The 25,637-nt window shown below is 38.0% G+C and carries 27 protein-coding genes and 2 riboswitches; of the genes, 2 read left to right on the forward strand and 25 right to left on the reverse strand.

All coding sequences use genetic code 11. The features are described from left to right. Positions 1-73 precede the first annotated feature (73 nt). Genes J7Q84_RS00995 through J7Q84_RS01005 form a run of 3 tightly spaced genes read right to left on the reverse strand, consistent with a single transcriptional unit; the run spans position 74 to position 3,244 of the window. Entirely contained in the window at positions 74-661 is a 588-nt protein-coding gene (locus tag J7Q84_RS00995) for a CPBP family intramembrane glutamic endopeptidase (RefSeq protein WP_247739016.1), read from the reverse strand. Further along, complete coding sequence (locus tag J7Q84_RS01000) at positions 658-2,190, reverse strand: RecQ family ATP-dependent DNA helicase (protein WP_209092535.1); 1,533 nt, start codon at positions 2,188-2,190, stop codon at positions 658-660. The genes J7Q84_RS00995 and J7Q84_RS01000 overlap by 4 nt, the downstream gene beginning before the upstream one ends. Further along, positions 2,180-3,244 carry a YpbB family protein gene (locus J7Q84_RS01005; protein WP_209092536.1) on the reverse strand — a complete coding sequence of 355 codons (1,065 nt, stop codon included), beginning with the start codon at positions 3,242-3,244 and terminating at the stop codon, positions 2,180-2,182. The genes J7Q84_RS01000 and J7Q84_RS01005 overlap by 11 nt, the downstream gene beginning before the upstream one ends. A gap of 258 nt (positions 3,245-3,502) precedes the next feature. Here J7Q84_RS01005 and J7Q84_RS01010 point away from each other — a divergent pair, with 258 nt between their 5' ends. After that, positions 3,503-3,751: a ferredoxin gene (locus J7Q84_RS01010; protein WP_209092537.1), complete on the forward strand. Its 249-nt coding sequence runs from the start codon at positions 3,503-3,505 to the stop codon at positions 3,749-3,751. Positions 3,752-3,852: 101 nt separating this feature from the next. Here the strand turns inward: J7Q84_RS01010 and J7Q84_RS01015 are convergent, their stop codons facing one another. Next, on the reverse strand, positions 3,853-4,428 hold the full coding sequence (locus J7Q84_RS01015; RefSeq protein ID WP_209092538.1) for an ECF transporter S component: 576 nt from the start codon (positions 4,426-4,428) through the stop codon (positions 3,853-3,855). Between the two features lie 205 nt (positions 4,429-4,633). After that, a riboswitch (FMN riboswitch) is annotated at positions 4,634-4,764 on the reverse strand. A 198-nt stretch (positions 4,765-4,962) separates the two neighbouring features. On the opposite strand from J7Q84_RS01015, the gene J7Q84_RS01020 reads away from it, so the two are divergent. Further along, entirely contained in the window at positions 4,963-5,646 is a 684-nt protein-coding gene (locus tag J7Q84_RS01020; protein WP_209092539.1) for a hypothetical protein, read from the forward strand. Positions 5,647-5,737: 91 nt separating this feature from the next. Here J7Q84_RS01020 and J7Q84_RS01025 read toward each other — a convergent pair whose 3' ends face one another. The 21 genes from J7Q84_RS01025 to J7Q84_RS01125 all read right to left on the reverse strand — a co-directional run bounded on the left by J7Q84_RS01025 (position 5,738) and on the right by J7Q84_RS01125 (position 25,457). After that, on the reverse strand, positions 5,738-6,370 hold the full coding sequence (locus J7Q84_RS01025) for a peptidoglycan DD-metalloendopeptidase family protein (RefSeq protein WP_209092540.1): 633 nt from the start codon (positions 6,368-6,370) through the stop codon (positions 5,738-5,740). 132 nt (positions 6,371-6,502) lie between these two features. Next, positions 6,503-7,075 (reverse strand): cob(I)yrinic acid a,c-diamide adenosyltransferase, encoded by a 573-nt coding sequence (locus J7Q84_RS01030; RefSeq protein WP_209092541.1) that lies wholly within the window; start codon positions 7,073-7,075, stop codon positions 6,503-6,505. A 13-nt stretch (positions 7,076-7,088) separates the two neighbouring features. Then, positions 7,089-7,820: an ATPase gene (locus J7Q84_RS01035; protein ID WP_209092542.1), complete on the reverse strand. Its 732-nt coding sequence runs from the start codon at positions 7,818-7,820 to the stop codon at positions 7,089-7,091. Next, positions 7,801-8,298, reverse strand: coding sequence for an ECF transporter S component (locus J7Q84_RS01040; RefSeq protein WP_209092543.1), 498 nt, complete (start codon positions 8,296-8,298; stop codon positions 7,801-7,803). Before J7Q84_RS01040 ends, J7Q84_RS01035 begins: the two co-directional genes overlap by 20 nt. After that, complete coding sequence (locus J7Q84_RS18180) at positions 8,295-8,753, reverse strand: bifunctional adenosylcobinamide kinase/adenosylcobinamide-phosphate guanylyltransferase (protein WP_209092544.1); 459 nt, start codon at positions 8,751-8,753, stop codon at positions 8,295-8,297. Before J7Q84_RS18180 ends, J7Q84_RS01040 begins: the two co-directional genes overlap by 4 nt. Next, positions 8,687-9,325 (reverse strand): histidine phosphatase family protein, encoded by a 639-nt coding sequence (locus J7Q84_RS01050; RefSeq protein WP_209092545.1) that lies wholly within the window; start codon positions 9,323-9,325, stop codon positions 8,687-8,689. Before J7Q84_RS01050 ends, J7Q84_RS18180 begins: the two co-directional genes overlap by 67 nt. Further along, a complete protein-coding gene (locus tag J7Q84_RS01055; RefSeq protein WP_247739017.1) occupies positions 9,283-10,080 on the reverse strand; it encodes an adenosylcobinamide-GDP ribazoletransferase in 798 nt (265 codons plus the stop codon). The genes J7Q84_RS01050 and J7Q84_RS01055 overlap by 43 nt, the downstream gene beginning before the upstream one ends. A 26-nt stretch (positions 10,081-10,106) precedes the next feature. Further along, positions 10,107-10,637, reverse strand: coding sequence for a bifunctional adenosylcobinamide kinase/adenosylcobinamide-phosphate guanylyltransferase (locus J7Q84_RS01060; protein WP_209092546.1), 531 nt, complete (start codon positions 10,635-10,637; stop codon positions 10,107-10,109). Then, positions 10,631-10,855, reverse strand: coding sequence for a hypothetical protein (locus tag J7Q84_RS01065; RefSeq protein ID WP_209092547.1), 225 nt, complete (start codon positions 10,853-10,855; stop codon positions 10,631-10,633). The genes J7Q84_RS01060 and J7Q84_RS01065 overlap by 7 nt, the downstream gene beginning before the upstream one ends. A 75-nt stretch (positions 10,856-10,930) precedes the next feature. After that, positions 10,931-12,415 (reverse strand): adenosylcobinamide amidohydrolase, encoded by a 1,485-nt coding sequence (locus J7Q84_RS01070; RefSeq protein WP_247739018.1) that lies wholly within the window; start codon positions 12,413-12,415, stop codon positions 10,931-10,933. Positions 12,416-12,420: 5 nt separating this feature from the next. Further along, the gene (locus tag J7Q84_RS01075) at positions 12,421-13,479 is read right to left on the reverse strand and encodes a FecCD family ABC transporter permease (RefSeq protein ID WP_209092548.1); all 1,059 of its coding nucleotides are present in this window, start codon (positions 13,477-13,479) and stop codon (positions 12,421-12,423) included. Then, on the reverse strand, positions 13,442-14,404 hold the full coding sequence (locus J7Q84_RS01080; RefSeq protein WP_209092549.1) for an ABC transporter substrate-binding protein: 963 nt from the start codon (positions 14,402-14,404) through the stop codon (positions 13,442-13,444). The genes J7Q84_RS01075 and J7Q84_RS01080 overlap by 38 nt, the downstream gene beginning before the upstream one ends. Before the next feature lie 240 nt (positions 14,405-14,644). Beyond that, positions 14,645-14,819, reverse strand: a riboswitch (cobalamin riboswitch). A 105-nt stretch (positions 14,820-14,924) separates the two neighbouring features. After that, complete coding sequence (locus tag J7Q84_RS01085) at positions 14,925-16,709, reverse strand: ATP-binding protein (protein ID WP_209092550.1); 1,785 nt, start codon at positions 16,707-16,709, stop codon at positions 14,925-14,927. After that, the gene (locus J7Q84_RS01090) at positions 16,709-17,425 is read right to left on the reverse strand and encodes a response regulator transcription factor (protein WP_209092551.1); all 717 of its coding nucleotides are present in this window, start codon (positions 17,423-17,425) and stop codon (positions 16,709-16,711) included. The genes J7Q84_RS01085 and J7Q84_RS01090 overlap by 1 nt, the downstream gene beginning before the upstream one ends. A 337-nt stretch (positions 17,426-17,762) precedes the next feature. After that, positions 17,763-18,920 (reverse strand): c-type cytochrome biogenesis protein CcsB, encoded by a 1,158-nt coding sequence (gene ccsB, locus J7Q84_RS01095; RefSeq protein WP_209092552.1) that lies wholly within the window; start codon positions 18,918-18,920, stop codon positions 17,763-17,765. 21 nt (positions 18,921-18,941) lie between these two features. Further along, positions 18,942-20,561 carry a cytochrome c biogenesis ResB family protein gene (locus J7Q84_RS01100; RefSeq protein WP_209092553.1) on the reverse strand — a complete coding sequence of 540 codons (1,620 nt, stop codon included), beginning with the start codon at positions 20,559-20,561 and terminating at the stop codon, positions 18,942-18,944. Positions 20,562-20,592: 31 nt separating this feature from the next. Continuing rightward, the gene (gene resA, locus J7Q84_RS01105; RefSeq protein ID WP_209092554.1) at positions 20,593-21,114 is read right to left on the reverse strand and encodes a thiol-disulfide oxidoreductase ResA; all 522 of its coding nucleotides are present in this window, start codon (positions 21,112-21,114) and stop codon (positions 20,593-20,595) included. A 43-nt stretch (positions 21,115-21,157) separates the two neighbouring features. Continuing rightward, positions 21,158-21,886, reverse strand: coding sequence for a pseudouridine synthase (locus tag J7Q84_RS01110; RefSeq protein ID WP_209092555.1), 729 nt, complete (start codon positions 21,884-21,886; stop codon positions 21,158-21,160). A 1,318-nt stretch (positions 21,887-23,204) separates the two neighbouring features. Beyond that, positions 23,205-23,735, reverse strand: a complete 531-nt coding sequence (locus J7Q84_RS01115; protein WP_209092556.1) for a spore maturation protein — start codon at positions 23,733-23,735, stop codon at positions 23,205-23,207. Then, positions 23,732-24,331, reverse strand: coding sequence for a nucleoside recognition domain-containing protein (locus J7Q84_RS01120; RefSeq protein WP_209092557.1), 600 nt, complete (start codon positions 24,329-24,331; stop codon positions 23,732-23,734). Before J7Q84_RS01120 ends, J7Q84_RS01115 begins: the two co-directional genes overlap by 4 nt. Beyond that, entirely contained in the window at positions 24,324-25,457 is a 1,134-nt protein-coding gene (locus tag J7Q84_RS01125) for a D-alanyl-D-alanine carboxypeptidase family protein (RefSeq protein ID WP_209092558.1), read from the reverse strand. Before J7Q84_RS01125 ends, J7Q84_RS01120 begins: the two co-directional genes overlap by 8 nt. Positions 25,458-25,637 lie beyond the last annotated feature (180 nt).

Here is a 25,637-nt window from a genome sequence, read left to right on the forward strand (position 1 = left end):
GGTCATTAAAATGCTCCATCTCTAAAAAACATCCCCATCCCTTCTTGTACAGGGATGAAAAAACGTTTCAAAATCACGCATCCTTGCTTAATCCATCCTCTTTCCGCAAATACAATCCCATTATAAAATCTACAAGAAAGTGAGCAAAGATGGTTATAAATAGGTTATTTGTATATTCAAACAACAATCCAAAACCAATGCTGATAATTATGACAAATGTAAATAAAAATGGCTTAGTAATGTACCTTACATGCAGCACAGCAAATACAATACTAGCAATACCTATTCCAAACTGTGTTTGAATAATCCCTCTAAACAGTAATTCTTCTGTAAAACCAATAAATAATGTCAACAATAATAAGTGCGGAACAGAAATCCCCTGAAACATTCTTTCATTAATGCCGCCATCATCAAACGTACTTTCCGGGAGCATCTTCATAGCCAAAAAATCAATTCCGACAATTAGCAAAGCAGCCCCCCCTCCCCACATCAAAATAAAGAGTGGCTGCCATTTCCAAAAATGAAGAATATCACGAACATTGTCAAACAATAAAAAAATCAAAACACCGCTTATACCGAGCAGAATGAGCTGTGTTATATAGAGATTCAACCTAAGCTCCCTATCAGTCATAGTCTGAATCAAACTGTCACGTTTTATCATAACCCCTCCATTTTTTTTACACCTAATAACAACTGCAGCTCCGTTTCCCAATCATACATTTTCGGAACAGAACAGTTTTTTTGTCGTTGGTAGTCGTTTAAATCAATCCCGCAATTATCACAACAGTTTTTTAAATATATCTGTTTCTTGTTTGAAAATACTTGTAACAAAGCCTCTCTTCTGCAGCCTTCTGTTTCAAGCCATGTTCTCATCTTATGCAGCTTTTCAAACTTTTCATTTAAACGTAGTACAACATGCTTATATAAACGTTCTACTAAATCTTCTGTAAGTAATAACATGTTCACGTGCTCCTCGCTGAGCATACCTAACAATTCCAAATGATATTTAATAAATCTCCAATGCTGTTCACTAAATCCCGCTATACTGCACGCTACATACTGCGCTTCATCCAAGTGAATCCATGATTTCTCTTTGGATTGTCTTCCTAGAAGGGAAAGAAAATGCTCGATCATTTCTTTAGAAGGCAATTCTTCTCGAATGATAGACATGGGCAGGTCATGGTCTAAACGGTTCATCAATAAAATAGCAATACTATCTTTTCCATCTCGCCCCGCACGTCCAATCTCCTGTAAATAGGATTCTAAATTGCTTGGATAATGAAAGTGAATAACATACCTTACATTCGGCTTATTAATTCCCATGCCGAATGCACTTGTACAAGAGATAACATCTAACTGATTCTGTATAAATTGCTGCTGAATCAATAGCCTCGTTTCATTTTCCATACCGCCATGATAATGTGCGACATTTTGAATACCATTTGCTTGTAAATATTGTGAAATGGATTCGCTCCAAGAGCGGCTTGAACAATAGATAATACCAGGACCTTGTAAATGCTGCACATATTGAAGTAGCTTCTCTTTTTTTTCTTCCACTGTTTCTGTACTCTCTACCTTAATGGCGATATTAGGGCGATCAATCGAGTATAAATGCAGTGCTGCATGCTCAATCGACAAACTGGCTGCAATATCATCGAGCACTTGTTTGGTAGCAGTTGCTGTTAAAGCAAGTACAATAGGATACTTCATAAATGCAATGACCTGCCCTAACTTCATGTAATCAGTACGAAAATCATGACCCCATTGCGAAATACAGTGTGCTTCATCTATTACGAATAAGGCGATGGTAATTTTTTTTAAAGCGTGCAGAAATACTGGCATTTGAAGCATTTCAGGCGAAACGAAAATAAATTTATATGTATGAAGACGACGTAGTGCTTCTCGTTTTTCTTCTATTGTTCGAAAACTATTGAAAGCAACCACTCTTTTTTCACCAAATAATCTTAATTGACTCACTTGGTCTTCCATTAAGGAAAGCAATGGAGATACAACAATAACGGCGCCCTCCATCATATATGCCGGTAATTGATAACAAATAGACTTACCACCACCGGTTGGAAGCATCGCAATTACACTTTTCTTTTCAATTAAATCTAAAATAATCGCTTTTTGCCCTGTACGAAAGGCATTGTATCCAAATTTTTGTTGCAATACATCTTCAAGCTTCATAGTCGCCTCCAAGCTTCGCTAAGACTAGACGGATTTCAAAGTACTGAACATCTTCCCCTAAATGCTTCTTTAATTGACGAAGCTTCTTCGTTTGTAGCCGCGTTGCTATTTCTATAATTTTCTTTCTTTTTTTATCAGAAACAAATGTTTCGATTATAAAGGATGGGTCATTAAATGCAATTTCAACGATATGATCTTCAATAGTATTCATTTTCAAATTGCGCATTCGTGCAATTTCTTCCATCCTTCTCCCCTGTTGAAGCAACAGGTATGTTTTTTGTGTAGAATGACTAAGCGTAGGAAAAGGGTTATTATCGTTTGGAACCACAACTCTTAATAAAGGATAATTATCGGGCTGTTCTTCAATAGCTGCCAGCATGGCATGAAGTATAGAAAGGAATAATATATACGTTCTTGGTGCTTCCAGCGACAACATGGAAGCAATCTGTTCTATCGTTAGCCCTACTCGACCGTATCTCGATAATCGCAAAACAAAAATAGTAGCCTCCACCTCCCCCATAGAAGAAAGCAAATGTCTGCACTCTTCATAAATGTCATAGGACAATTTTTCTTTTTTATAAGGGTTGTTTATTAAAAACTGCTTTGTCCAAGAGGTGACGGCAATATCTTGCTGAACAGGGGAGAAGCTGCGTTTTCCATTCTGTAAATGAGAGAGAGTTTGAATAAGCAGAGACAATCGTTTCCAAAACACTTCTCCTGTGTCAGCAAAACGCAGTCCATCTAAACTCTGTGGGAGAGGGTATTTTTTTGCATAGTATATTAATTCCTCTTCTCCAACACTTGTAATAAGGTAGGTGTTTTCCTGTATTTTCTTAATACATTTTTCGTTTAATAATGTATTAATCTGTTTATCATAATCATGTCGCTCCATTTTTTTAAATAAACCAAATAAAAAGGAGATATGATATATTTTTCCATCTTGAAGCGTTTGAGAGGAACGTTTTCCCTTTAACAAATGGTATATTGAAGCAGACGTTCGTTCTCCATTCAACTGTTTCAATCCGTATAAAATTATATATTGTAATTGTAACAACGATCCCATCTCCTTCAAGTGTCTTGCCTTTTATTTTACCAAAATTTTATAAAGTCAGGATACAAAAGCTTTCTCATTCATTTTCTCAGAAGATAGTTGACATATATAATTGATAAGCATTATCATTATAATTTTATATTGAAAAATATACAAAACCGTTTTAAAATAAAGTTAGAAATTTTTTCATATTCTTAGCAGTTTCTTCTAACAGAATTACTTATCATACTTAATATACATATTTACAGGAGGTTTACACAAATGGCAAAATATACGATTGTTGACAAAGATACTTGTATTGCATGTGGAGCTTGTGGAGCTGCTGCACCAGATATTTATGATTACGATGATGAGGGTATTGCGTTCGTAACACTTGATGATAATCAAGGTATCGTTGAAATCCCTGATGTATTGATTGATGATATGATGGATGCGTTTGAAGGATGTCCAACTGACTCTATCAAAGTTGCTGATGATCCATTTGATGGCGACGCATTAAAATTTGAATAGTATTTTTATTTAAAAACGTTATTCCCTTCAGAATAACGTTTTTTTATGTTCTCAAACAAAAAAGGCCCCTCTCTGTCTTGCAGGCGAAGGACCTTTCCTTATTAGGCGTTATTCATTTTAGCACCAATCCACACCTTTAAACGTGAGAACAGTAATACAAAAACGATAGTAATGATAATACCTTTTATAACATTAAACGGCAAAATACCCGTTACAATCAGTTGACGTGTTGCATCTGCAGACATCGCCGGCATATTTAAAAACCATGTATAAGCAGGAAGTATAATGAAATAGTTTAAAATACTCATGATAAGCGTCATCATTGTTGTACCTGTAATTAAACCGGCAGTTAATCCTTTTACTGTACGGTATTTTCGGAAGAAATAGGAAGCTGGTAAGATAAATAAACATCCTGCAATAAAGTTAGCTATCTCTCCAACTGGTACACCTGTAAGACTACCTTGAATACCATAATGGAGTACATTTTTAATGGCCTCCACAATAATCCCCGCCCCTGGCCCAAACACAACAGCAGCAATTAAAGCGGGAACTTCACTAAAATCAATTCTTAAAAACGGCGGCAATCCTGGAAACGGAAAATCCAGCATGATTAATAAGTAAGAAATACTGCTCAGCATTGCTATACTTACCATTTGTGTTACATTTCTTTGTTTCATAATTTATCTCTCCTCTTTTCCATCGATCGTACTCATGGAAATATGGAAAGGTTCTACTATGCCTGTTGTATATCCAAATAAACACGACATTTCGCTTTATTTGATAAAACAACATAAAAAATCCCCAATGTATCGTCACACAAAGGGGAGAATTTAGGCACATTTAATAAACGTTCAAAACATTATATTTTTTGAACGTCCGAACCTCCATCTTCTCCCATCCAGACTATACTGTCGGCTTCGGAATTTCACCGAATCCTGCCTTTACGGCTCGCGGGCTTAGAGTTTACACTCATCACCGCCGGTCGGGATTTTCACCCTGCCCCGAAGATAGATCGATATTTAATTATACAATCTCAGTATACAACAAAAACAATTGATTGTGAATGAAAAAACACAAAGTGATTGAACATTCACTCAGCAAACCTCCTAATACCGCTATTACACCTGTAATTATCAAAAATAGCTATTGCTTTTTTAAGTGGATAATATGTAATATTGGTAATAATATTGGATTTTTCTGGGGGAATCATTATGAGCAAAAAACAGAAACAAACCATCCACGGAGTAATGAAAAAAAGTCTCAGAAAAGAATACTTTTATTTAAAAAGAGATCTCCTTCTTTTCTCCCGGATAGACTTTGGCAAATTATCCACAGATATCTATTATGCAACCTTTGATAAAGATGGAATCAGCATTTATCAATACAGTAAGTCATCAGAAAGCCGCATAAAGCTGCTTCATCGACATCCTTGGTCAACCTGGAAACAGGTAACAGTCGACCACTATTTAACAAAATCTGAATTTGTCTTCAAAGGAGATCCAAATTGGATTATTAGCATTGTGCAGAAAGGAAAGGCGGCACAAGCTATGATTGAACAATATACTTCCATTGAAGTTGAGGAATCACCAAGACCTGTATGGAGAAAAATACCAGGTTACCGTTCGTTTTCAAAATGGAATATGCTTATCGGCTCCATCTTTTATTCCTGTCTTTTTCTGTTTCTCATTAAACTGGTCGTCCCGTATCTTATAGAAAAAGCTCTATTTTCTATTTCAATCGCCTTCATGTTGATTGGAGGACTATGTTTCGTCATTGGATTAATTGACCCTACCATCGTCTTGCCTAAGGTTCAAACCAAAACAAGAGAAAAAGTATTTTTTTATTACGGTTATCTTACAATAGTCGCTTTTATTTCCGTATTTCTATATTGGTAAAAAAGCCGGATAAATCAGTTGGAAATTAAAAAGGGCATCTCTAAGCCGAAAACTCGACTTTTGAGACAGCCCTTCTTCCCATACCTTTTTTCTAATTCAACACAAGTCTCTGCTTCGGCAGGATGATGTCATTATGCAATTGATTTTTCACCTTCAATTGCCGTACAGTTAATCCAAAGCGGCTTGCTATCTTAGATAAAGTGTCGCCTTCTTGGACGACATATGTAGAGGCAACAGCCTCCACTTCATCCTCATTCAATACGACAAGCGGATTAATCGCATTTGTTTTATGTATATTCCAACTTCCCTTATGAACTTCAAAGTGAAGATGGGCCCCTCGAGAATGCCCGGTGTTTCCGACCTCGCCAATTTTCTCTCCGCTTGCCACTCTTTTTCCCACGTTTGCCATGCGTTTACTCATATGGGCATAGACCGCCTCATATCCATCTTCATGTTTAATAAATACAACATGACCGTATGTTTGAGAATAATAGGACTTTGTAACTATCCCCCCTTTCGCAGCCAGTATAGCAGTTCCTGTCTTAGCTGCTATGTCAATGCCAAAATGCTTGCCTTTCCTTGTTCCAAAATAATCACTTATATGCCCTGAAGTCGGCCATGTCCATTTTTCCTCAGCATAAGCTGTACTGCCTTCTGAAAATAGCAAACTCAAAACTGCTGCACTAAAGTATAAAACATGTGCTTTTCTTTTGTTTCGTCTCATTTCTTCTCCTCCCTGCCTCACATTACACCTTTACTATTGTGCATAAAGTTAAACAAAATATGCATAAATGAACCCTATTATTTAGCATGCAATAGAAAAAGAGCATGGGACCCATGCTCTTTTTCTCTTTTTCTATTTTTCTTCTTTACTTCTAAATACAATTGCACTGCGTTCGTATTCTACGTCCTTTACATTCATTCTCGCATTTATGACACGGGCTACTGCAAAAAAGTAATCAGATAAACGATTCACATACTTTAAAACATGCTCATTGATCTCTTCTTCCCGTTTTAATGACACAATGCAGCGCTCTGCACGACGAGATACTGTTCGTGCAATATGAATAATTGCGGCTGCAGGAGATCCTCCTGGTAAAATAAAACGCTCTAATGGCGGAGCCTGCTTAATATATTCATCAATTCTTTCCTCTAAAAATACTGTCATCTCTGCAGTAACCTTATATGGAATTTTATTATTCACAATAGCCAAATCTCCACCGCAATCAAATAATTCATGTTGTATTTTTTCAAGCTCTTGATAAATATCCTCAAACTTCTTGTCTGTTAATAATGTCATCGCTTGGCCTACGAATGAATTTGCTTCATCAATGGTACCATAGGCGTCTACACGTAAATGATCCTTATCCACCCTTCCACCGACTAAGCTTGTTTTTCCGCTGTCTCCTGTTCTTGTATATAATTTCATTTGTATTCTCCTCCTATAATTCCATTGTAATTGGATAAAAATGTGTATTGCACAGCCTTTGAATCGCTTTCTCTTCCTTAGCATTATAGCTTATTACAACACATGTTGACGGACCAGCTGACACTTTTATATCTATTGCTGCTTTATACGCTTTGTAATGAATTTTATTTACCTGTAATAATGCTTCTAACTCGAATGATACGCCTTTAGAACCAACAGGTACAACCTCAAATACTGCCTCATGTGCAACCAGCTTTCTAAATAAAGATAATGGTAATACTTGCTCTTGCTGTGACACCACCGCTTCTCCTACAAGCGGCTTGCCAATTACAGCAAATCGTGCACCATTCGGAGTTCTATTTATCTTAAGATGATGCTCTTTCACTTTTCCTATTACAGTAATTCCCACACAAGATTGGATTAGACTAAAGTTCGTCTCAGAGCTCCCAGTAACCGCAATTGAATGGAGAAATAATTCTTCTGAGGCTCGATGAATCCCTTCTAGTAAAGACACATATACATCGTTGTTAATAAAATTTTGTACGACGATAACTTCCGGTTCCCCTCCGACAGCTATACACTCCATTAATGCAACTCTTGCTGTATAATATGCAACAGCAGAATAGGGTACCGATACGATATCACCTTCTTTTTCACCGATTGCTCCCGCATTATCCGTTGAAATAACCAGCTTCTCTCCATTTCCCAATGTATGTAAAATAACATCACGCATGGAAGTGTCCATCTATTCCCGTTTTCCTGTGCCATTTCTGTAACCGCGGTGCTATTAATACGACAATCGTACTATTTACAATAACAGCAATCGTTAGAGAAGGTACAATCCCCATATAAAACGGAAGTCCCATCATCCATATAAATGGAAGAGGCGCAATAAGCACATTTCCCACACAAAAGAACAGATACGCAGCCTTTTGCTGCTTTTTCTGAATCAACAAACCAAATCCTGCCACCAAAATAAACATTTCGGCTCCTATTAAGAGATGGGCTGGGCCAAGAGGCAAGCCAGAGAGCAAGGCAGAAAGGATATGGCCCAAAGCTCCTGTTATTCCTCCTGCTATCGGCCCAAGCAATATAGCACCAATTAGAGCCGGCGCACTATCTAATGCTACGCTGCCGATTACTGCTGGAATTTTGATCCATGCACCTACTGCGGATAAAGCAATACATGTAACCAATGTTGTTAAAGCTTTTGTTTTATTCATTCTGTATTCTCCCTTGAATTACATAATGTAGATGATATGCCATACCATATCTCATCTACCCGGTTCGCTGTAGCTGCAAGGTCTTGATAACACCACCCCACTGCATCTCTCCACAGCCTCTGTTCTGCCTCTATAGGGACAATTCCTCCTCCTATGTCACACCCAATCAATACCACTTTTCGCCCTATTTGTTCTTGCTCCCACAACCGTAAGATGGAAAGAAACTCATTCCATTTTTTTCTGACTTCTTCTTTATGCTGCTGAAGAAGCTTATAAATAAGCTCTTCACACCCTTCTATTACAATGAGAGAAACATTCGGCGGAAATGCTGACGGACACACAATGTTCTCATTATAGCCGTTAATCCACCAGGCTGACTGTTCATCCTTTATATTGTATTGCTGCTTAACCCAGTTTCGCTTTCCCTGAAAGGCACCGCCTGTAATGAAATGCACCGTTCTCCCCTCCTTAAACGGTCTTCTGTTGTAATTAACGTATATCCTCCTCCAAACGGTACAGACCACTCCCAAAAAGCTCTCTCCTCTGGAGCAAATACTTCTAATAACAACCGAATGACCCCGCCATGTGTCATAACAACCACATGACTTGCTTTTTGCTTTTCCAACTCATTAATCATACTCTTCCATCCTTGTTGCACTCTGTCTGTGAATTGCTGATAGCTTTCTCCATTTGTTGGTGCCGATTGCTGATAGCTATCCAGCCATTTACAATATACAGAATCTTCTTTCAACTGTTCGTATGTCTTGTGCTCCCAATCCCCAAAGTTCATTTCCCGGAACCATGGACTTAATATATAGCTCTTGTTGTATAAAATCCTTAATGTTTCCACGCATCTCTTCAAATCACTTGTAATAAAAACATCCGCATGGGGATAGAACCCTGTTCTATCCAGCATATTTCTTCCTTTTATAGAAAGAGGGATATCCGTCCATCCTATATACCTCTGTTCTTCATTCGCTTTCGTTAAGCCGTGACGAAGAAGTGTAATAGCCACAGTACGAACCATAACAATGTTTCACACCCTTCTATAACCGCTCCCAGCATATCACCGGTAATACCGCCGAACTGTTTTTTGCACACATCTCTAAACAAACTAACAAAAACCAGCATTGCGCCTATAAGACATACAGACATCCAAAACACGGGCAAGGAGGCATACAAATACAACATAAACAGCAAACCAGCACCATAAAACAGCATGAAACTGCTGTCACCCACTGTCATATGCTGTTTAAAGGCATACGCCATACCCGCTTGCGAAGCAGGTGGTGTCCATATAAGTAAAAGTACCATCCCAATCCGGATTAAAATCGGAATAGAAACAAGATAAGAAGCGTGAAAGAATGCTGAGTCTGCCAAAACTTCATATACAAATAAAAATCGAAACGCCAATAAAAAGAACAAGGATAATACAGCAAAAGCCCCGACACGAGAATCTTTTAATATCTCTAGTTTTTTGTCCCGGTTACGATGCGAAGCAATCGCGTCACTTATATCCATCCATCCGTCTATGTGCAGTCCGCCTGAATACAAAATAGTAAAAAAAATTAACCAAAGTGATACAAACAGCCTTGAAACAGAAGTATAGTGCACAAAAATATCATATTGTAAAATCAGTAAAATGCCGAGCAAAACCCCGGTAAGAGGAAAAGAGTATACCGCTGCCTTGGCATATTTTTTACTCCACGGCACTTCCAAGCGAATAGGTAAAATGGTTAAGAGTTGAAAGCTTAAAATAATACCGTAATAAATATTTTTCATGTTGGGGCCTCGTTCCTCTTTTACAGCTATTTTTTCTGCAGTACAATCCCATGCTTAACAAGGTAGGCTTGATCAGCTTCCCTTACGAGCTGCTGATGTAGTTTTCCAAGCAGCCTCATATACCGAAATGTTCCTTCCTCTTTTGGAACTCCTTCCCGAAACACTTCGTTTGAAACAATAATCAAAGTTTTACAGCCGGTTACAACTTTTCGAATAGTTGCAAGAATATGCTCATAAACTTCTATTTCGTTTAAATGTTCCCTTTTGAATAGCTCATTTGCCGCCAATAGTGTTAAACAATCTAGTAAAACTGCATCCTCTTTGGAAATACGGTCCACTATGCTATGAATATTTATAGGCTGTTCCCATGTTATCCAATCAACTTGATCTTGTTCACGGCTTCTTTGATGAACTCTGATTCTCCGCTCCATTTCGTCATCGTTCATTCTGCTTGTGGCTATATAGTGTAGACGGGCATTTCCTGCACTTTGTTTGGCTAACAGCTCTGCAAACGTACTTTTTCCGCTTCTTACATTCCCGCTGATAAAAATCAACATGTCACCACCCAATTTTGTAGATGCTGCAGTATATAATCATTTTCAATCCTTAATTTAACAGCCCTTCGACGATAATTGCCCTCTGAAATGCCGTTGTTCATATCCACACTCATAACTGGATTTGTATTGACACTATAATCCATATTCATGGGCGGCAGTGTTTCTCCGAGAGAATTATAAAGTTGCAATGGATTAGCCCCGTGCGATGGTAAATGCAATGATACGTCCTCCTATAAAAAAGATCGTGAAACAGCTGACTGTACCCATCATAATGCCTGCAGCAGCGACATGATTCAACACTTAAGTCCTCTAATCTTCTTAGAAGCTCTTTGAATTCCTTCCCTCGTCCCCTCGTATACTAAATAGCCGACTACCTTCCCAATCCCTGTAATAGAGCCGCCATATGAGAAATGCTCATGAGTTTGTGTTGCTGCTATCGCAATACTGTCAGTATAAGTTCCAGTCGCAGCCGTACCTGTCTTTGAATCTATGACCCCCTCTTGCATAAACGCTTTTGTTTTTGTCTCTGTTGCTACCATCATCAGCTGTACAAAGGCTGCTTCTGTTAAATGTCCCTGAATAAAAATCCATATATTTACTGCTCCTTGCGTGTGAACCTCATCCAAGTGTTCTATGCTTGATGCTGCATCTACAGCATTTGAAATACCGACAGTAATCATTACCTTAACAGAAAAGTCAATATCTTCGTAAGTTTTAATAATAACATCTTCTAAAGAAGCGGCAGTCATCATCCCTACACATTCTTGAGAGCTCCAACCCTGGCTTTGTAAAAATTGCTGCATTTCTTCTTTTGGATCGCTACATTCATAAAAGGAAGATACATGCCGATTCACAAAATTCGCCACCCATACGAAGCCATCTCCGACCAATGCGGAAGACAGTGTCTTCAAAGGTTGTGCTACCTGTACTGAAATTATTTCTTTTGACTTCTCAACAGTAAAAAGATCCGCAAAGCATAAGGGGGCTTCTGTAGTCTTGGCAGCGGGAACAAACGTAATAACGGGTTTTGGCAAAGAGAGATGTGCTTGCCGTTGTACGTTTACATCGTATACCCTATTCAACAGCTTTTCGTCCAATGCGTTTTGCGGTTTATCATCGACCACAATTTCTCCGTGGTGTAACATTAACAAACGGTCACAGTACATGCTAGCTATATTCAAATCGTGAAAAATTGCCACTACTGTGATTTCTGTTTCTTCCGTCCACTTTTTTAACAAATTAAATAATTGTATTTGATGGGCAATGTCCAGATGATTTGTAGGTTCATCTAACAATAAAAGCTCCGGCTCCTGTGCGAGAGCCTGTGCCAAAAATACACGCTGCCGCTCCCCCCCACTTAAGTTAACAAGAGTTCGCTTTGCTAAATGGATGACACATGTTTTCTCCATAACATCTTGCACAACCGCTTCATCCTGCTCTGTCCAAAATGAGAACAACCCATGTTGATGTGCATATCTTCCTAAACTGACAGTTTCATGTACTGTATATTCAAACAAGCCTTCTAGCTTCTGAGGCAAAACGGCCATTTTTCTCCCTAGCTCTTTACGTGTATATTCCTTAATTTCTTTTCCGTCCAGAGAAATGTCCCCTTTTGAACCGCCAAGCGTGCCGCTGATTAGTTTGAGAAGCGTAGTTTTGCCGCTACCATTCGGTCCAAGTATTCCAATCATTTCGCCCCTTTTGACAGAGAACGAAACATCCTTTAATATAGGCTTCTCTTGGCTATATTCAAATTGAAGATGGTTCACTTCTAACAAGAGGCTCACTTCCTTTTTCGATTTCGTTGAATGAACAACAGAGCAAATATAGGCGCGCCAATAATTGCTGTAATTACTCCTATTGGCAGCTCTGCCGGTGCAATAATCGTTCGAGACACTAAGTCCGCCAGTACCAAAAAGGCTCCACCTGTCAATGCCGATAAGGGTAATAACCGTATATGATTAGGCCCCCAAATCATTCTTGTTACGTGAGGGATAACCAATCCGACAAATCCTATTGTCCCTGATACTGCAACAGCGGCTCCTGTTAATATAGAAGCACAGATAAGCACTATGCTTTTTGTTCTCACAACATTTACCCCAAGATGAAGCGCGCTCTCTTCCCCAAAAGAAATAGCATTTAAATCCTTAGCAAGTAGTAGAAGAACAAAAAAACTTACCAGAGTAAAAGGAAAAATAAGTTTAATATAATCCCAGCCTCTCATAGAAACACTGCCAAGCAGCCACGATATAATATTGCGCAGTTCTTCCCCAGTCAGCGCAATAAGAAGGGAAAGAAGGGCTCCAAAAAATGAACTCATTATAATACCTGTCAAAATAAAGGATTCAATGGTCATACGCTTATCTGCAAGCCGCACAAAAAGAAGTACCAAAAACAGTGCTGCAATACTGGCCGTTATACTGATAAAAGGCAAAGTAAAGGCTCCAAGCAGCGGTAATTGAATTTGAAAAAACAAAACAAATACTGCTCCCAACGCTCCCCCTGAAGAAACTCCAAGCGTATAAGGATCTGCTAGTGGATTTTTTAATAGTCCCTGAAATGCTGCCCCTGCCAAAGATAAAGAAGTACCTACTAAAAATGCAAGCACTACTCTAGGAAATCGGATGGACATAATAATATTGATTACGGCAACATCAGCCGGATTTCCAACCTTCACATGAAATAGCTGGTCACATAACACGCTGACGGTAGTAAAAAAAGGAATCGACGTAGAACCCATCGATATCCCAAATACTACTGCTGCAAACGCAAAAACAAATGTACATACATAAGAAGCATAGCGATTATTTATTAAAAGTGTCTGGATAGATTGCTTTTGCAAGATCTTCGACTCCCTCAATAACACGCGGCCCCGGACGAGTAACTAGATCCGAGTTAACATCATATACTTTTTTCTCTTTTACAGCTGTAACGTTTTTCCAAGCTGGTCGATTCATTACCTGCTCTGACGCGTTCGGTACATAATACCCATATGTAGTAATAATTACATCTGGATTTAGTTTTACAACCTCTTCCTCTGTAAACTGAACCCATCCTTCCTTACTAGAAGCGGTGTTTTTAGCTCCGATGACCTCTAGCATTGCGTTCATAAACGTTCCTTTTGCTGCAGTATAAATTTCCGGTGCCGGAGATACTTCAATCCAGACATTAGCACGCTTACTCTCTTCTATTGTTTTCGCTTTCTCTTCTATGCCTGCGAGTTTATCCTTCATATCCTGAATAACCGTTGCTGCTTTATCTGATGTCCCTGTCGCTTTACCAATCAATTGGATAGACTTGTATACATCTTCAAAATTATCTGCATTATTTACAACAACAACTGGTATACCAGCACTTTCTAATTGCTGTAATCCCTCTTTAGAAGTCCCCATTGCAGAAGCATGTGCTAGTACAAGATCTGGCTGAAGAGAAATTACTTTTTCGATATTAACTTCCATTCCGCCTACCTTTTCTTTTTTATTTACCGATTCTGGATAATTATCATTATCAGAAACGCCTACAATTTCATTCTCTAAACCTAATACATACGCAATTTCTGTATTGCTTGGAATCAATGAGACAATTCTTTTCGGTTTCTTTTCAATAGTGACTTCTTTATTCATAGCATCTGTAACTGTTATGGGAAACGCTGTATTTCCTTGTATTTGTTCGCTTTCTTTCTTTGGCTCAGCCGCACAGCCAGCCATGATTCCAATCATAATGATTAACGTGACAAGCCAGCGAAGCATAAACTTTCCAACCTTCATTCTCCCAACTCCTTGAAGTTAAATTGTGTATGCCCAAAACGCTTCTTAAACTGAGAAAGGATGTACTTTGAGGGATACCTCTCTATTTAAGCAGCGCATGAGCTGTATAGAGAGAGAATATATTCAATATATTCTACAAACTAACAAAAAAACCCATTCCTTGGAATGGGTTTTATACAACATAAATAAGCACGATAAGCCGTCTGTTGTATCTCCATTCCCACTCCCCGAAGAATAGTAAATACACGGCTTTACAAGGCAGGTCTACTGGCTCTTGCTTCTTCCTACTCCGGACCTTCCCGTATAAATACAGTGGTCACCCGTTTCGTCCACATTACAGTTGCGGGGACAGCTTTGGTTTTGCACCAAATTCCCTTTTCAGTCTTATTCAGACACCCTATTGCCGCATCAATATAAAATTTTCATACAATAATATCATAAATAAAATATTCGGAATTTACAAGTAGTTTATTTTTAATATGTGTTTCATAGGAAACAAGATTTGTCGCCATAAGTGTTATTATTTCTCTGTTTTTCGCGGCAACACAAACGAAAAGGTCGTTCCTTCATTTATAATACTGTTCACGGAAATACTACCTTCATGGGCTTGAACAATATTTTTAGCAATAGCTAAACCTAAACCAGTTCCTCCTTTTTTCCCCCGGGTTCTAGCTTTGTCTGCCTTGTAAAATCTTTCAAATACAAATGGAATATCTTCTTCAGGAATGCCGGATCCTGTATCTCTCACTTCAAAAACGAGAGAATCCTCTACTTCATCTAGTATAAGAGTTACATTACCTCCTGCATCCGTATGACGAATTGCATTATCAATTAAATTTGTCAGTACTTGCTCAATTCTATCGCCGTCAAATACAAAAGTATCCATATGAGTCAAGAATTGTGTTCGTAAGTATACTTCTTTTTCTTTTGCAATGCCTTGGAACTTTCGAATAATTTTTTCAACAAACGGAGCAATGTCCATCTCCATTACATTCAACTCCACATGTCCGCCTTCCATTCGCGCCAAATCCAATAATTCGTTTACAAGTCGCCCAAGTCTCAGTGACTCGTCATAAATAATTTGTACAAACTCTCGTTTCTCTTCTTCCGTTGAAATAATGTCATCCAAAATAGCTTCACTGTATCCTTGTAGCATAACCATCGGAGTTCGAAGCTCATGCGAAACATTTTCAATAAAGTCTTTACGCATTTTTTCCAAACGCCGCTCTTCTGTCATATCCCGCAGCACTGCTACTGCTCCGCGTATTTTTGTTTGATTATACAGAGGTGTCATCAATACTACATAATTCCCCTGTTGCAAATTAATTTCAATAACCTGCTGCTGCTCATATTTTACTACTTGGTGAAATAAATCCATCAATTCAAACGGCAACTGCTGCGGGTTCATTTCTACATTATTTTCTCTATACCATAGCTGTAAAAAACGCTCAGCTGGCGGATTGATTACTACGACTTCTCCCTCTTGCGTCAAAGTAATAACTCCATCTGCCATACTGCTCAAAATACTCGACAACTGTTCTTTCTCCTGCTTCAAAGCATTCATATTAAATTTCAGCTGTTTCCCCATTTGATTAAGCGCAGTAGCTAATTCTCCAATTTCATCTTTTGATACTCTAGGCGCTCTTACATCAAACTTTCCTCTGGCAACCTCAAATGCCACTTCTCTCATTTTTCTAAGCGGAGCTGTGATTCTAGTAGACAGAAAAAAGGCAAAAAACGTCGTTAATACAATGGCAATTCCTGCAGATAAAAACACAAAATCCGTTGCGGTTTCTGTTGCCCTCTGCGTGACTTCTAATGATTGATAGATGAAAACCGCTCCATCTTTCGTATCTGGTGTATCTAACGGAACACCAACTAATATCACTTCATTATTCTTCTTTCCATTTTGCTTGTCGTTTACAAAATACAGCTTTTTACTAACCCGTTTATGCTCTGTAAATACCTTTCGTATATCTTTATCTTTCTTGATTGTTTCAATTGGGATTGTTACAAGAGACCCTGAACTTGGAGAATATGAAACATGGGTGTCATCTCTTACAATTATGATTTTAGAAAGTGGATCGACCAATTGATAAGATACAGTTTCAACTGTTTTATAATCGGTTCCGTCTTCGATCATTTGAGAGATTTTCACTGCATAATTCACTAAGCGGGTTTCGTTTCCTTTGATATAATAATTTTCAAATAACTGTAAAAGCAAAATGGCTACAAAGCCCAAAACAAACGATACAAGAAGTAAAATAGTAATCCAAAGCTTCCCTACTACACTTTTCCAAAACATTATTCGCTTACAACCTCAAACTTATAACCGACACCCCATACGGTACCAATCATCTTTGCTGCACTTTCAGATTTCTTGCTTAACTTTTCCCGCAGCCGTTTCACATGCGTATCTACTGTGCGTAAATCCCCAAAGAATTCATATTGCCATACTTCTTTTAATAATTGTTCTCGATCAAATACCTTATCAGGAGATTTAGCTAAAAATAGCAATAATTCATATTCTTTTGGTGTAAGACTCACTTCTTTTCCATCTGCCATCACCCGATGAGCATCGTTATCAATCGTTAAATGCGGAAAGACGATAAGGTCCTTCGATGTTGGTTTTTTTGAAAAAAATGTGGTCGAAGAAGATCGACGCAATAATGCTTTTACGCGAAGCACCACCTCACGTGGACTAAAAGGTTTGACGATATAATCATCTGTACCAACTTCAAATCCTTGTACACGGTTAACTTCTTCGCCTTTGGCTGTAAGCATAATAATCGGAGTAGCCTTTTTCTCACGAATTTCTTTACAAACTTCAATACCGTCTTTTCCTGGCATCATAATATCAAGAATGATTAAATCGTAATCAAATTCCTCTGCTTTATAAATAGCACTATAACCATCCTCAGCTTCATCAATTATGTAGTTTTCTCTTTCTAAATACATTTTCAATAAACGACGAATTCGTTCTTCATCATCTACTATAAGAATCTTTGCTGCTTGTTCCATCAATAATCGACCCTATAAAGAAATACCTTATGCCTCTGCTCCATTGCAAATGAACCTAATTTGTGTACTCCTTCACAGTGGTCTACACCTCCCTTTATAGAATTATGTACCATAATATAATTTCGAATAAAACATAATCTTAACAGTGCATTTTTCCATTTTTACCTAAATTATAACCACACTAAGCACCTCGACAACATTTTACATAACTTGCATTTATTTCGCTATCTTTTTTTACCGTATCAAAGGACATCCGTAAGTATATTGTAAAAAAGCGGAAGAGGCTGTCATAAAACATCTCTTCCGCTTCTACTAGTATAAAAACATTGGTCTATCTTTATGCATATGAGTGTAAGCCTGCTATTATCAGGTTCACGGCAACCAAATTGAACATGATGATAGCAAACCCGATTACTGCAAGCCAAGCTGACTTCTCACCATGCCAGCCCTTTGAAAGCCGAAGGTGCAAAAAGGCTGCATAAAATAACCAAGTAATCAGAGCCCATACTTCTTTCGGATCCCATCCCCAAAATCTTGTCCATGCCATTTGTGCCCAGATCATCGCAAAAATAAGCGCTCCTAAAGTAAATACTGGAAAACCAATTGCAACAGAGCGATAACCGATTTCATCTAGCAAATCATTATTCACCTTTTGTACAAAAGGCTGCATAGCTGCAGCCACACGCTTACGTAAAACAAGTCGTATGATTCCGTATATTATAGTCCCTGCTATCAAAGACCATAAAACAGTATTTAACTTCTTCGCATTAACAATCGTCGGAGTTTCCAATACTGGATTCATGTTTCCATCAGTAAGCAATGTTCCTTCATGCGGCTTAACAAGAGCCGGTAAATTATAGACCATTTCTTCTTTTTGATCATTTTTATTTACCCACTCAAACTTTGTTTCATACTTAGCTGCACTAAACGTGCTTGTAACACCGACAAAGCCTAGCGTACAAATGAGACTGAACATTACTGCTTCAAGCCAAAATGTTTGCTTGCTTCGCTTGCTTTGATCTACATTTTTAATTAAGTAAATTAATCCAGCCACAAAGCTGATTGCCAGGATAGATTCACCTGCTGCTGCAGTCGTTACGTGGATATGCAGCCAGTAGCTTTTTAAAGAAGGAATTAATGGCTGAATATCACGTGGAAACATACTTGCATATGCAATTACCAAAATGGCAATCGGCAATGCAAATAATCCTAAAACACTCGTTCGATAGATAAAATAAATAATAATAAATGAAAAAACTAACATCATTCCAAAAAATGTTGTAAATTCAAATAGGTTGCTTACCGGAGCATGTCCTGCTGCGATCCAGCGCGTAATAAAATATACGAGCTGTGATAGGAAACCAATTATAGTAATACTAATACCGAGCCCCGCCCATTTTTTCCCTTTTTCTCTTATGGAACCACCAAAAAAGATGGTTGCAACAAGATATAAAATGAACGCTGCAAATAAAAAGTTACTGCTAAGCTGAACCATGCTTCCCCCACCTTATAGTTCTTATTTTTTCTCTGTTAATCCTTTGTCTTCTAATTCAGGAATCGTCGTTCCTTGAAGTACGCCTTTAATCTCATTTCGAAGTCCATACCAGTTTTTATTTGTAAAACCAGCAAACCACCATTCATCCTGTACTTTTTGAATCCATACACGGCGATGATTCCAGTACATTCCCTGGATGACTCCAATCATAAATATCGCTCCGCCCAACCCTAAAATCCACAATGTGAAGTCCTTTCGAACCGTCAAGGCTGTTACGTTACGAGTATCAATACCAGCAAAAGACATCTTATACTTATTCGTTCCAAGTGGTTCAATATTTTCTTTAATGGCTACAAAACTAACTTCGCCATTCTTTGTTTGCGGTGTGAAAATTTTAAACACGAATGCTGGATTATTAGGAACCTTTGACTTCGTGTTTGGATTTCCATCTTCATCAAAATAAAAGTCCGGAAAATAACTTAATAGCTTTACAGAATATTCATTATCAAGAGTATAGCTGTCCTTAGGATTAGTCAAATCAACCGCAATCGGACCTACTTTTTTCCCAGTCGCTTTTTCTTCAACAGTAAAGTACATCTTGGAAAACTCATTTAACTTATAGTCAACTTGGTAAAGTGCATAATGGTCATACTTTAATGGTTCATTTACACGTATTTGCCCATCCTTTACCTCTTTTAGCTTCGGCTTTTGTCCAGGTATAGGTTTTCCTACAGCCTCGTACAGTATAACATTAGACTGAAAGTTTTTTGGAATTGAATTATTACCTACACGATCAATCGCATTTTCGAATACTTGATTTTCTTTTGATTTATCATATACTTCCATGATAAACTTTTCATTTTTTACATAATACTTGCCCTCTGTTCCCGGAACCGCTTTCGTTTCCCCCTCACGAACCCATAAAGCCTCGTCCACGTACATCCCTGGTACAAAACGTAGCATAGCACCAATTAAAAAAATGATAAGACCAACATGATTAACATAAGGACCCCATCGTGAAAAGCGTCCTTTTTCAGCTAAAATATTCCCGTTCTCTGTACGAACAGTATATCGTTTTTTCTCTAAATTTTCTTTTACAACTGCTATTTCTTCGTCTGTTGCTTTATAAATTCCACCCAGCCGCTGGCGCTGCAAAAAGCTCGGATGGCGTGTCACCCTTTGCTTATTTAATGCTTTATACAACGGCACCACACGATCAATACTGCAAATAACAAGTGACATACCTAAAGAAGCAATTAACAGCATGTACCACCAAGAACTATATAAGTCTTGAAAACCCAATTCATAATATATTTTCCCAAGTGTACCGTACTGATCTGCATAATATTCACTCGGCTCTACATTTGGCGGGATATACATTTCTTGCGGATAAATAGTTCCGATAGCTGAAGCCACTAATGTAAGAATAATAATCCAAACTCCCACTTTAACCGATGAAAAGAAAATCCAGATTTTATCAATAATCGTTGTCTTGTACGTAATGGAGCGCCTTGCACTTCCCTCATATCTCATATCTAGCAAGCTAGTAGAATGTTCATCTTGAAACGGTTTGCCGCACGCTTCACAAAATATTGTCCCTACTGGATTTGCATGGCCACACTCACATTTCACCTGCTCCATTCGCTCACCTCTCCCCTTTTGCTGTCAAGCTTTATGGCATAATCTGCTTTAAGTACCCTTCAATCTGTTCCTTCGTTTGTGTTCCCGTTATTTGTTTTACTACTTTTCCATCTTTATCAATTAAAAATGTAGTAGGCAACGGCCCCACACCGTATGTGTTTAAAACTCCCTGTCCCTTATCGATAGCTATAGGAAACTTCAAATTATATTGGTGAATAAAATTTTTGACAGCCAGATTCGTTTCATCTGCATCCAAAGCGACAATTTCTACTCCTTTTGCCTTATACTCGTCATACAGTTCATTCATATATGGCATTTCTTTTTCACATGGCTTACACCATGTGCCCCAAAAATTCAAGAATACGCCCTGTCCGCGATAATCCTTCAACGAAATCTCGTTCCCTTCCATATCCGTTACCACGAAGTTAGGCGCTTCTTTTCCAATTTGTACTTTTTCTTTATCTGTAAAGAAATTTTGATATAACGTATACCCAACTGCCCCAATTAAAAGGAACAAGATGATGGTTCGAAACCACAATCGATTCTTCTTCATCGTCACCCTCCCAATAGGCGGTTCAGCTAGTATGCTGAACCGTTTATTTTTTTGCATTCGCTGCTAAATGACGTAATTGCTTGACCTCATGAGGAGATAACGAACGTGACTCGCCTGTACGCAGTCCTTGCAAGCTTAGAAATCCATACGTCTCCCGTTTTAACTTCACAACTTCACAGCCTACGGCCTCAAACATTCTTCTTACTTGACGGTTTCGTCCTTCATGAATGGCTATTTGAACAATTCCCACGCCTTTACGACGATCAGAAGATAAAATTTTCAAACGAGCCGGAGCCGTTATGCCATCTTCAAGCATGACTCCTTTTTCTAGCGTACGTATTTTTTCTTTGTCTAACTGTCCTTTTACTTTTGCTACGTATACTTTTTCCACCCCATATTTTGGGTGCATCAATAAATTTGCAAATTCTCCGTCATTTGTTAATAACAATAAGCCTGACGTATCATAATCAAGCCGCCCAATAGGAAAAATGCGTTTATCTACATGAGGAAAAAAGTCTGTTACCACCTTTCTCCCTTTGTCATCGCTTACACTTGATATAACACCCGTCGGTTTATACAGTAAAAAATAAACAGGCTCTTCCCTTTGAATTTGTACACTATTTACTTCTACCCGATCATTCTTACTCACTTTTGTCCCAAGTTCAGTGATCACTTTACCGTTTACTTTCACTTTTCCTTCTTGAATTAATTCTTCTGCTTTTCGTCTCGAGGCAACGCCAGCTTGGGCAATAACCTTCTGTAATCTTTCCATCTCGTTTTCACCTCAAATCCATCTTACCCTCATAAGGGGGTGGAATACAAGTTAACAAACGCTATTATTGTCTGATTTTGTAACAATTTGTTTAAAAAACGTTCACTTTTTGTTCAAAAAGTAGACATAGTCTCATTATGCTAGTTTCAAGAAAAAAAATACCACTATTAAGCGTTTTCTTAATAGTGGAAGTATAAGACGATATAATACAAGTCGAACATAGTACTCCTTTTTTCATTGTATAGTCTAGGCCCGTTACTGGACAAGCAATAATTTTTTCCAAGGAGAGTATTCTAACACATATTATATCTTTGTTTCGATTTGCACAAACATCTAAACCGATAGTTTTACCGGAGTGTTTTAAAATACAGCTTACCCCCTTCTGTAAAGAGCGAGAAGGGTATTGCAAAACAAGATTTTATTTATCAGGAGATGGAAATCTAGCTCCTTCAAAACGTATAACTCCCTCAGGGTGATTTGACTCCACCTTACCGTCTACCGTACTATTCAAAAATACATCTACCGTATCTCCGGAGTTTAGCTGAATAATCGTAGAAACCGTTACAATACTGCCCTTATCAGACAGCATTGAATCAAAAATACGACTATCAGTAGCTACACATTTACTCTAATATATATTGTAATTGAATATACTTTATTGCATCTATCACGATGAAATTCTACACTTGCAATAATAGAATATACCCCTCTTTTGGCAGGGATAAATGTAGATGTAGCCGCATTATATTCATGAGGTAAATCAAACTCTTCATTTGGGTAGAAAATTTTCATAGGGGTATTTTTGAGAATTTGTCGAGGTCCAGAAATATTGACAGCCCTAAATGCTGATTGGGGATTTAATGGTACTGGAACAGGAATGGGAATACAGCAACAGGGATTAGATTGACAGCGAGAACATTTCGAAACTATGGAACAGCAACAAGGATTAGAATGGCATACGGAGCATTGTGAAAATTTGAAATGACTACAAGGATTAGTGTGACTGCCGGAGCAATACTTACTTATTTTGTTATGGTTATTAAAGGACAAAAAATTTTGGCTCCTTTCTTTTGTACTATAATACAAGCATATTACTGCTTAATTAATTTTACTTGTCCATATTGATCAGATAAAATGAACATCCTTATTCAATGTATTATCACTATAATACTTCTTTAATTGACGGTATCGCTGTCAGAGAAATCCACATTTTCTATCTCTCATTCATTAAAAATATAAAAACCTCTCATGAATATGAGAGGCTAGTTCATTTTCAAAACTTTGTTTGTATATTACACATACCTTCAACCAAATATCTTTATCCAAACATCAGTGTGACAAAAACGATAGAACAAATAATTCCGATCAAGTCGGCAAATAGGCCGACTTTTAATGCGTCTCCCATTTTACGAATGCCCACTGCTCCAAAATATACTGTTAAAATATAAAAAGTTGTATCTGTACTTCCTTGCATGGTAGAAGCCAATCTGCCTATAAAGGAATCCGGCCCGTAAGTAGCAATTAAATCCGTTGTAATCCCTAACCCTGCAGAACCAGATATGGGGCGAATAAGCGCTAATGGAACAATTTCCGCAGGAACTTTGATTACATCAAGAAGAGGTTTAAGTAAATTGACCATTGCGTCTAATGCCCCTGAAGCACGGAAAATGGTTATGGATACAAGCATACCGACCATAAACGGTAAAATAGAAATCGCAATTTGAATGCCTTCTTTCCCGCCCTCCACAAAAGTCTCATAGGTAGGAACTTTCTTAAAAGTGCCATATAAAAGAATAAACCCTATCATACAAGGAATCATCCAAAGAGAGATAGTATTTACTATACTCATCTTTTTCGTCCTCCTTTCCCCGCTCTTCTGTTATAAAAATAACGGTCAATCCAAATTGCTCCAATCATAGAGAGTACTTGTGCAATAAAAGTTACTCCTACTATTTCCGTTGGATTCGCTGAATTGTAGGTCATTCGGATAGAAATTACTGTAGTTGGAATTAGTGTTACAGCAGAAGTATTGAGTGCAAGAAAGGTAATCATAGAACGACTCGCAGAGTCCTTTCCGCCGTTCAGCTGTTTTAAATGCTCCATTGCTTTAATACCAAGGGGTGTTGCTGCGTTTCCAAGACCGAATACATTTGCCATCATATTGGAGAGAATGAACCCCATAGCAGGATGATCCTTCGGCACTTCCGGAAACAACTTTTTAACAATAGGCATGCAAAGTGCTACCAGCTTTTTTAACAGCCCTGCTTCTTCTGCTATTTTCATTAACCCGAGCCAAAATATTAGTACACTAATCAATCCAATACAAATAGTAACAGCATTTTTGGCTCCGTCAAACACAGCTTTGTTGACTTCCTCCATCGTTCCATTTATCATCGCAAATACAACTCCGATTATTGTCATGGCAACCCAAATAAGATTAACCATCGTATCGTACACCTAACATTGCAGAAAATACTTCTTTGAAGTCATTCCAAAACATACCTGTCGTAACAATAAGCTTACGCTTACTATAAAAGACATTGCGTTCTCCAATCGCTTCGCCATCCATATAAATAATCGTTTTCCCAATAATATCTCCGTCTTTTCGTGCGGTTGTTGTTTTTTGCAGATTTACATCCACTGTAATCCTCTCTTTTTCTTCTTCTGTTAATGGATACATAAAATCATTTTTCAAGTAAACATGACTTTTATAAGGCTCTTTCTTAACCGCAGCAATCGGACCCTTACTCATAATTTTGGCAGGTACATAATTTTTAAATGCTGTGTCAAACAAATACATATGATCCTGCCAATCACTTGAAGCATTTAAAGTAACTGCAACTAAGTCCATTCCTTCTTTTGAAGCTGTCGAAACGAGTGTTCTTCCAGCTTTTTTGGTAAAGCCTGTTTTTCCGCCTGTGCTATATTCATAGAGAGAGGTCAATAACTTATTTTTATTTTTCCAAGGATAGTCCCAAAATTTAGATTGGTAACTTTTCGTTCCTGCTATTTTTCGATACATTCCATTATTCATGGCGTAGCGTGTCAATAAAGCCATATCATACGCTGAGGAGTAATGATTACCATCCCCGTCAAGCCCATGCGGATTCGAAAAGTGGGTATTTTTCATCCCTATTTCTTCTGCCTTTTTATTCATCAAATACACAAACCCCTCTACGCTGCCTCCAACATTCTCCGCAATCGCTGTTGCTGCATCATTTCCAGAGCGGAGCATCAACCCGTATACTAAATCTTTCAATTTCACTTTTTGTCCAGGTTTCAAGTAAATAGCTGACCCTTCTACACGAACGGCTTCATTACTAATTGAGACCATTTCATCCATTCTTCCGGATTCAATTGCCAGCAAAGCGGTCATAATTTTTGTGATACTCGCTATTTTTCTTGGTTCATTTTCAAGCTTCCCATATAATATGCGGCCTGATGTTTGTTCAATTAAAACTGCATTTCTTGCGCTTACCCCATTAAATTGTGCATATGTATGGGAAGGAAAAGAAATAGTCCATAAAAAAATCAAACAAATGACAAAAATGCCTACCCTGTTTGTACGCATACCTATGTCCCACGTCCCTTATCACTTTGTTTTGTACAAGTGTATGGCTTTGTCCTAATAAATATGATTAGAAAAGAAGGAAGATGCGGAGAACTACTAGGAGAAAGAAGATAAAATAGGGAGTTAATCCGACTATAATTAAATTAAATGAAAAAAGCGCCCCAAAAGTATAGCTTTTGG

It is taken from the genome of Bacillus sp. 165, from assembly GCF_017742235.1.
Taxonomy (GTDB): Bacteria; Bacillota; Bacilli; order Bacillales; family Bacillaceae_G; genus JAGHKQ01.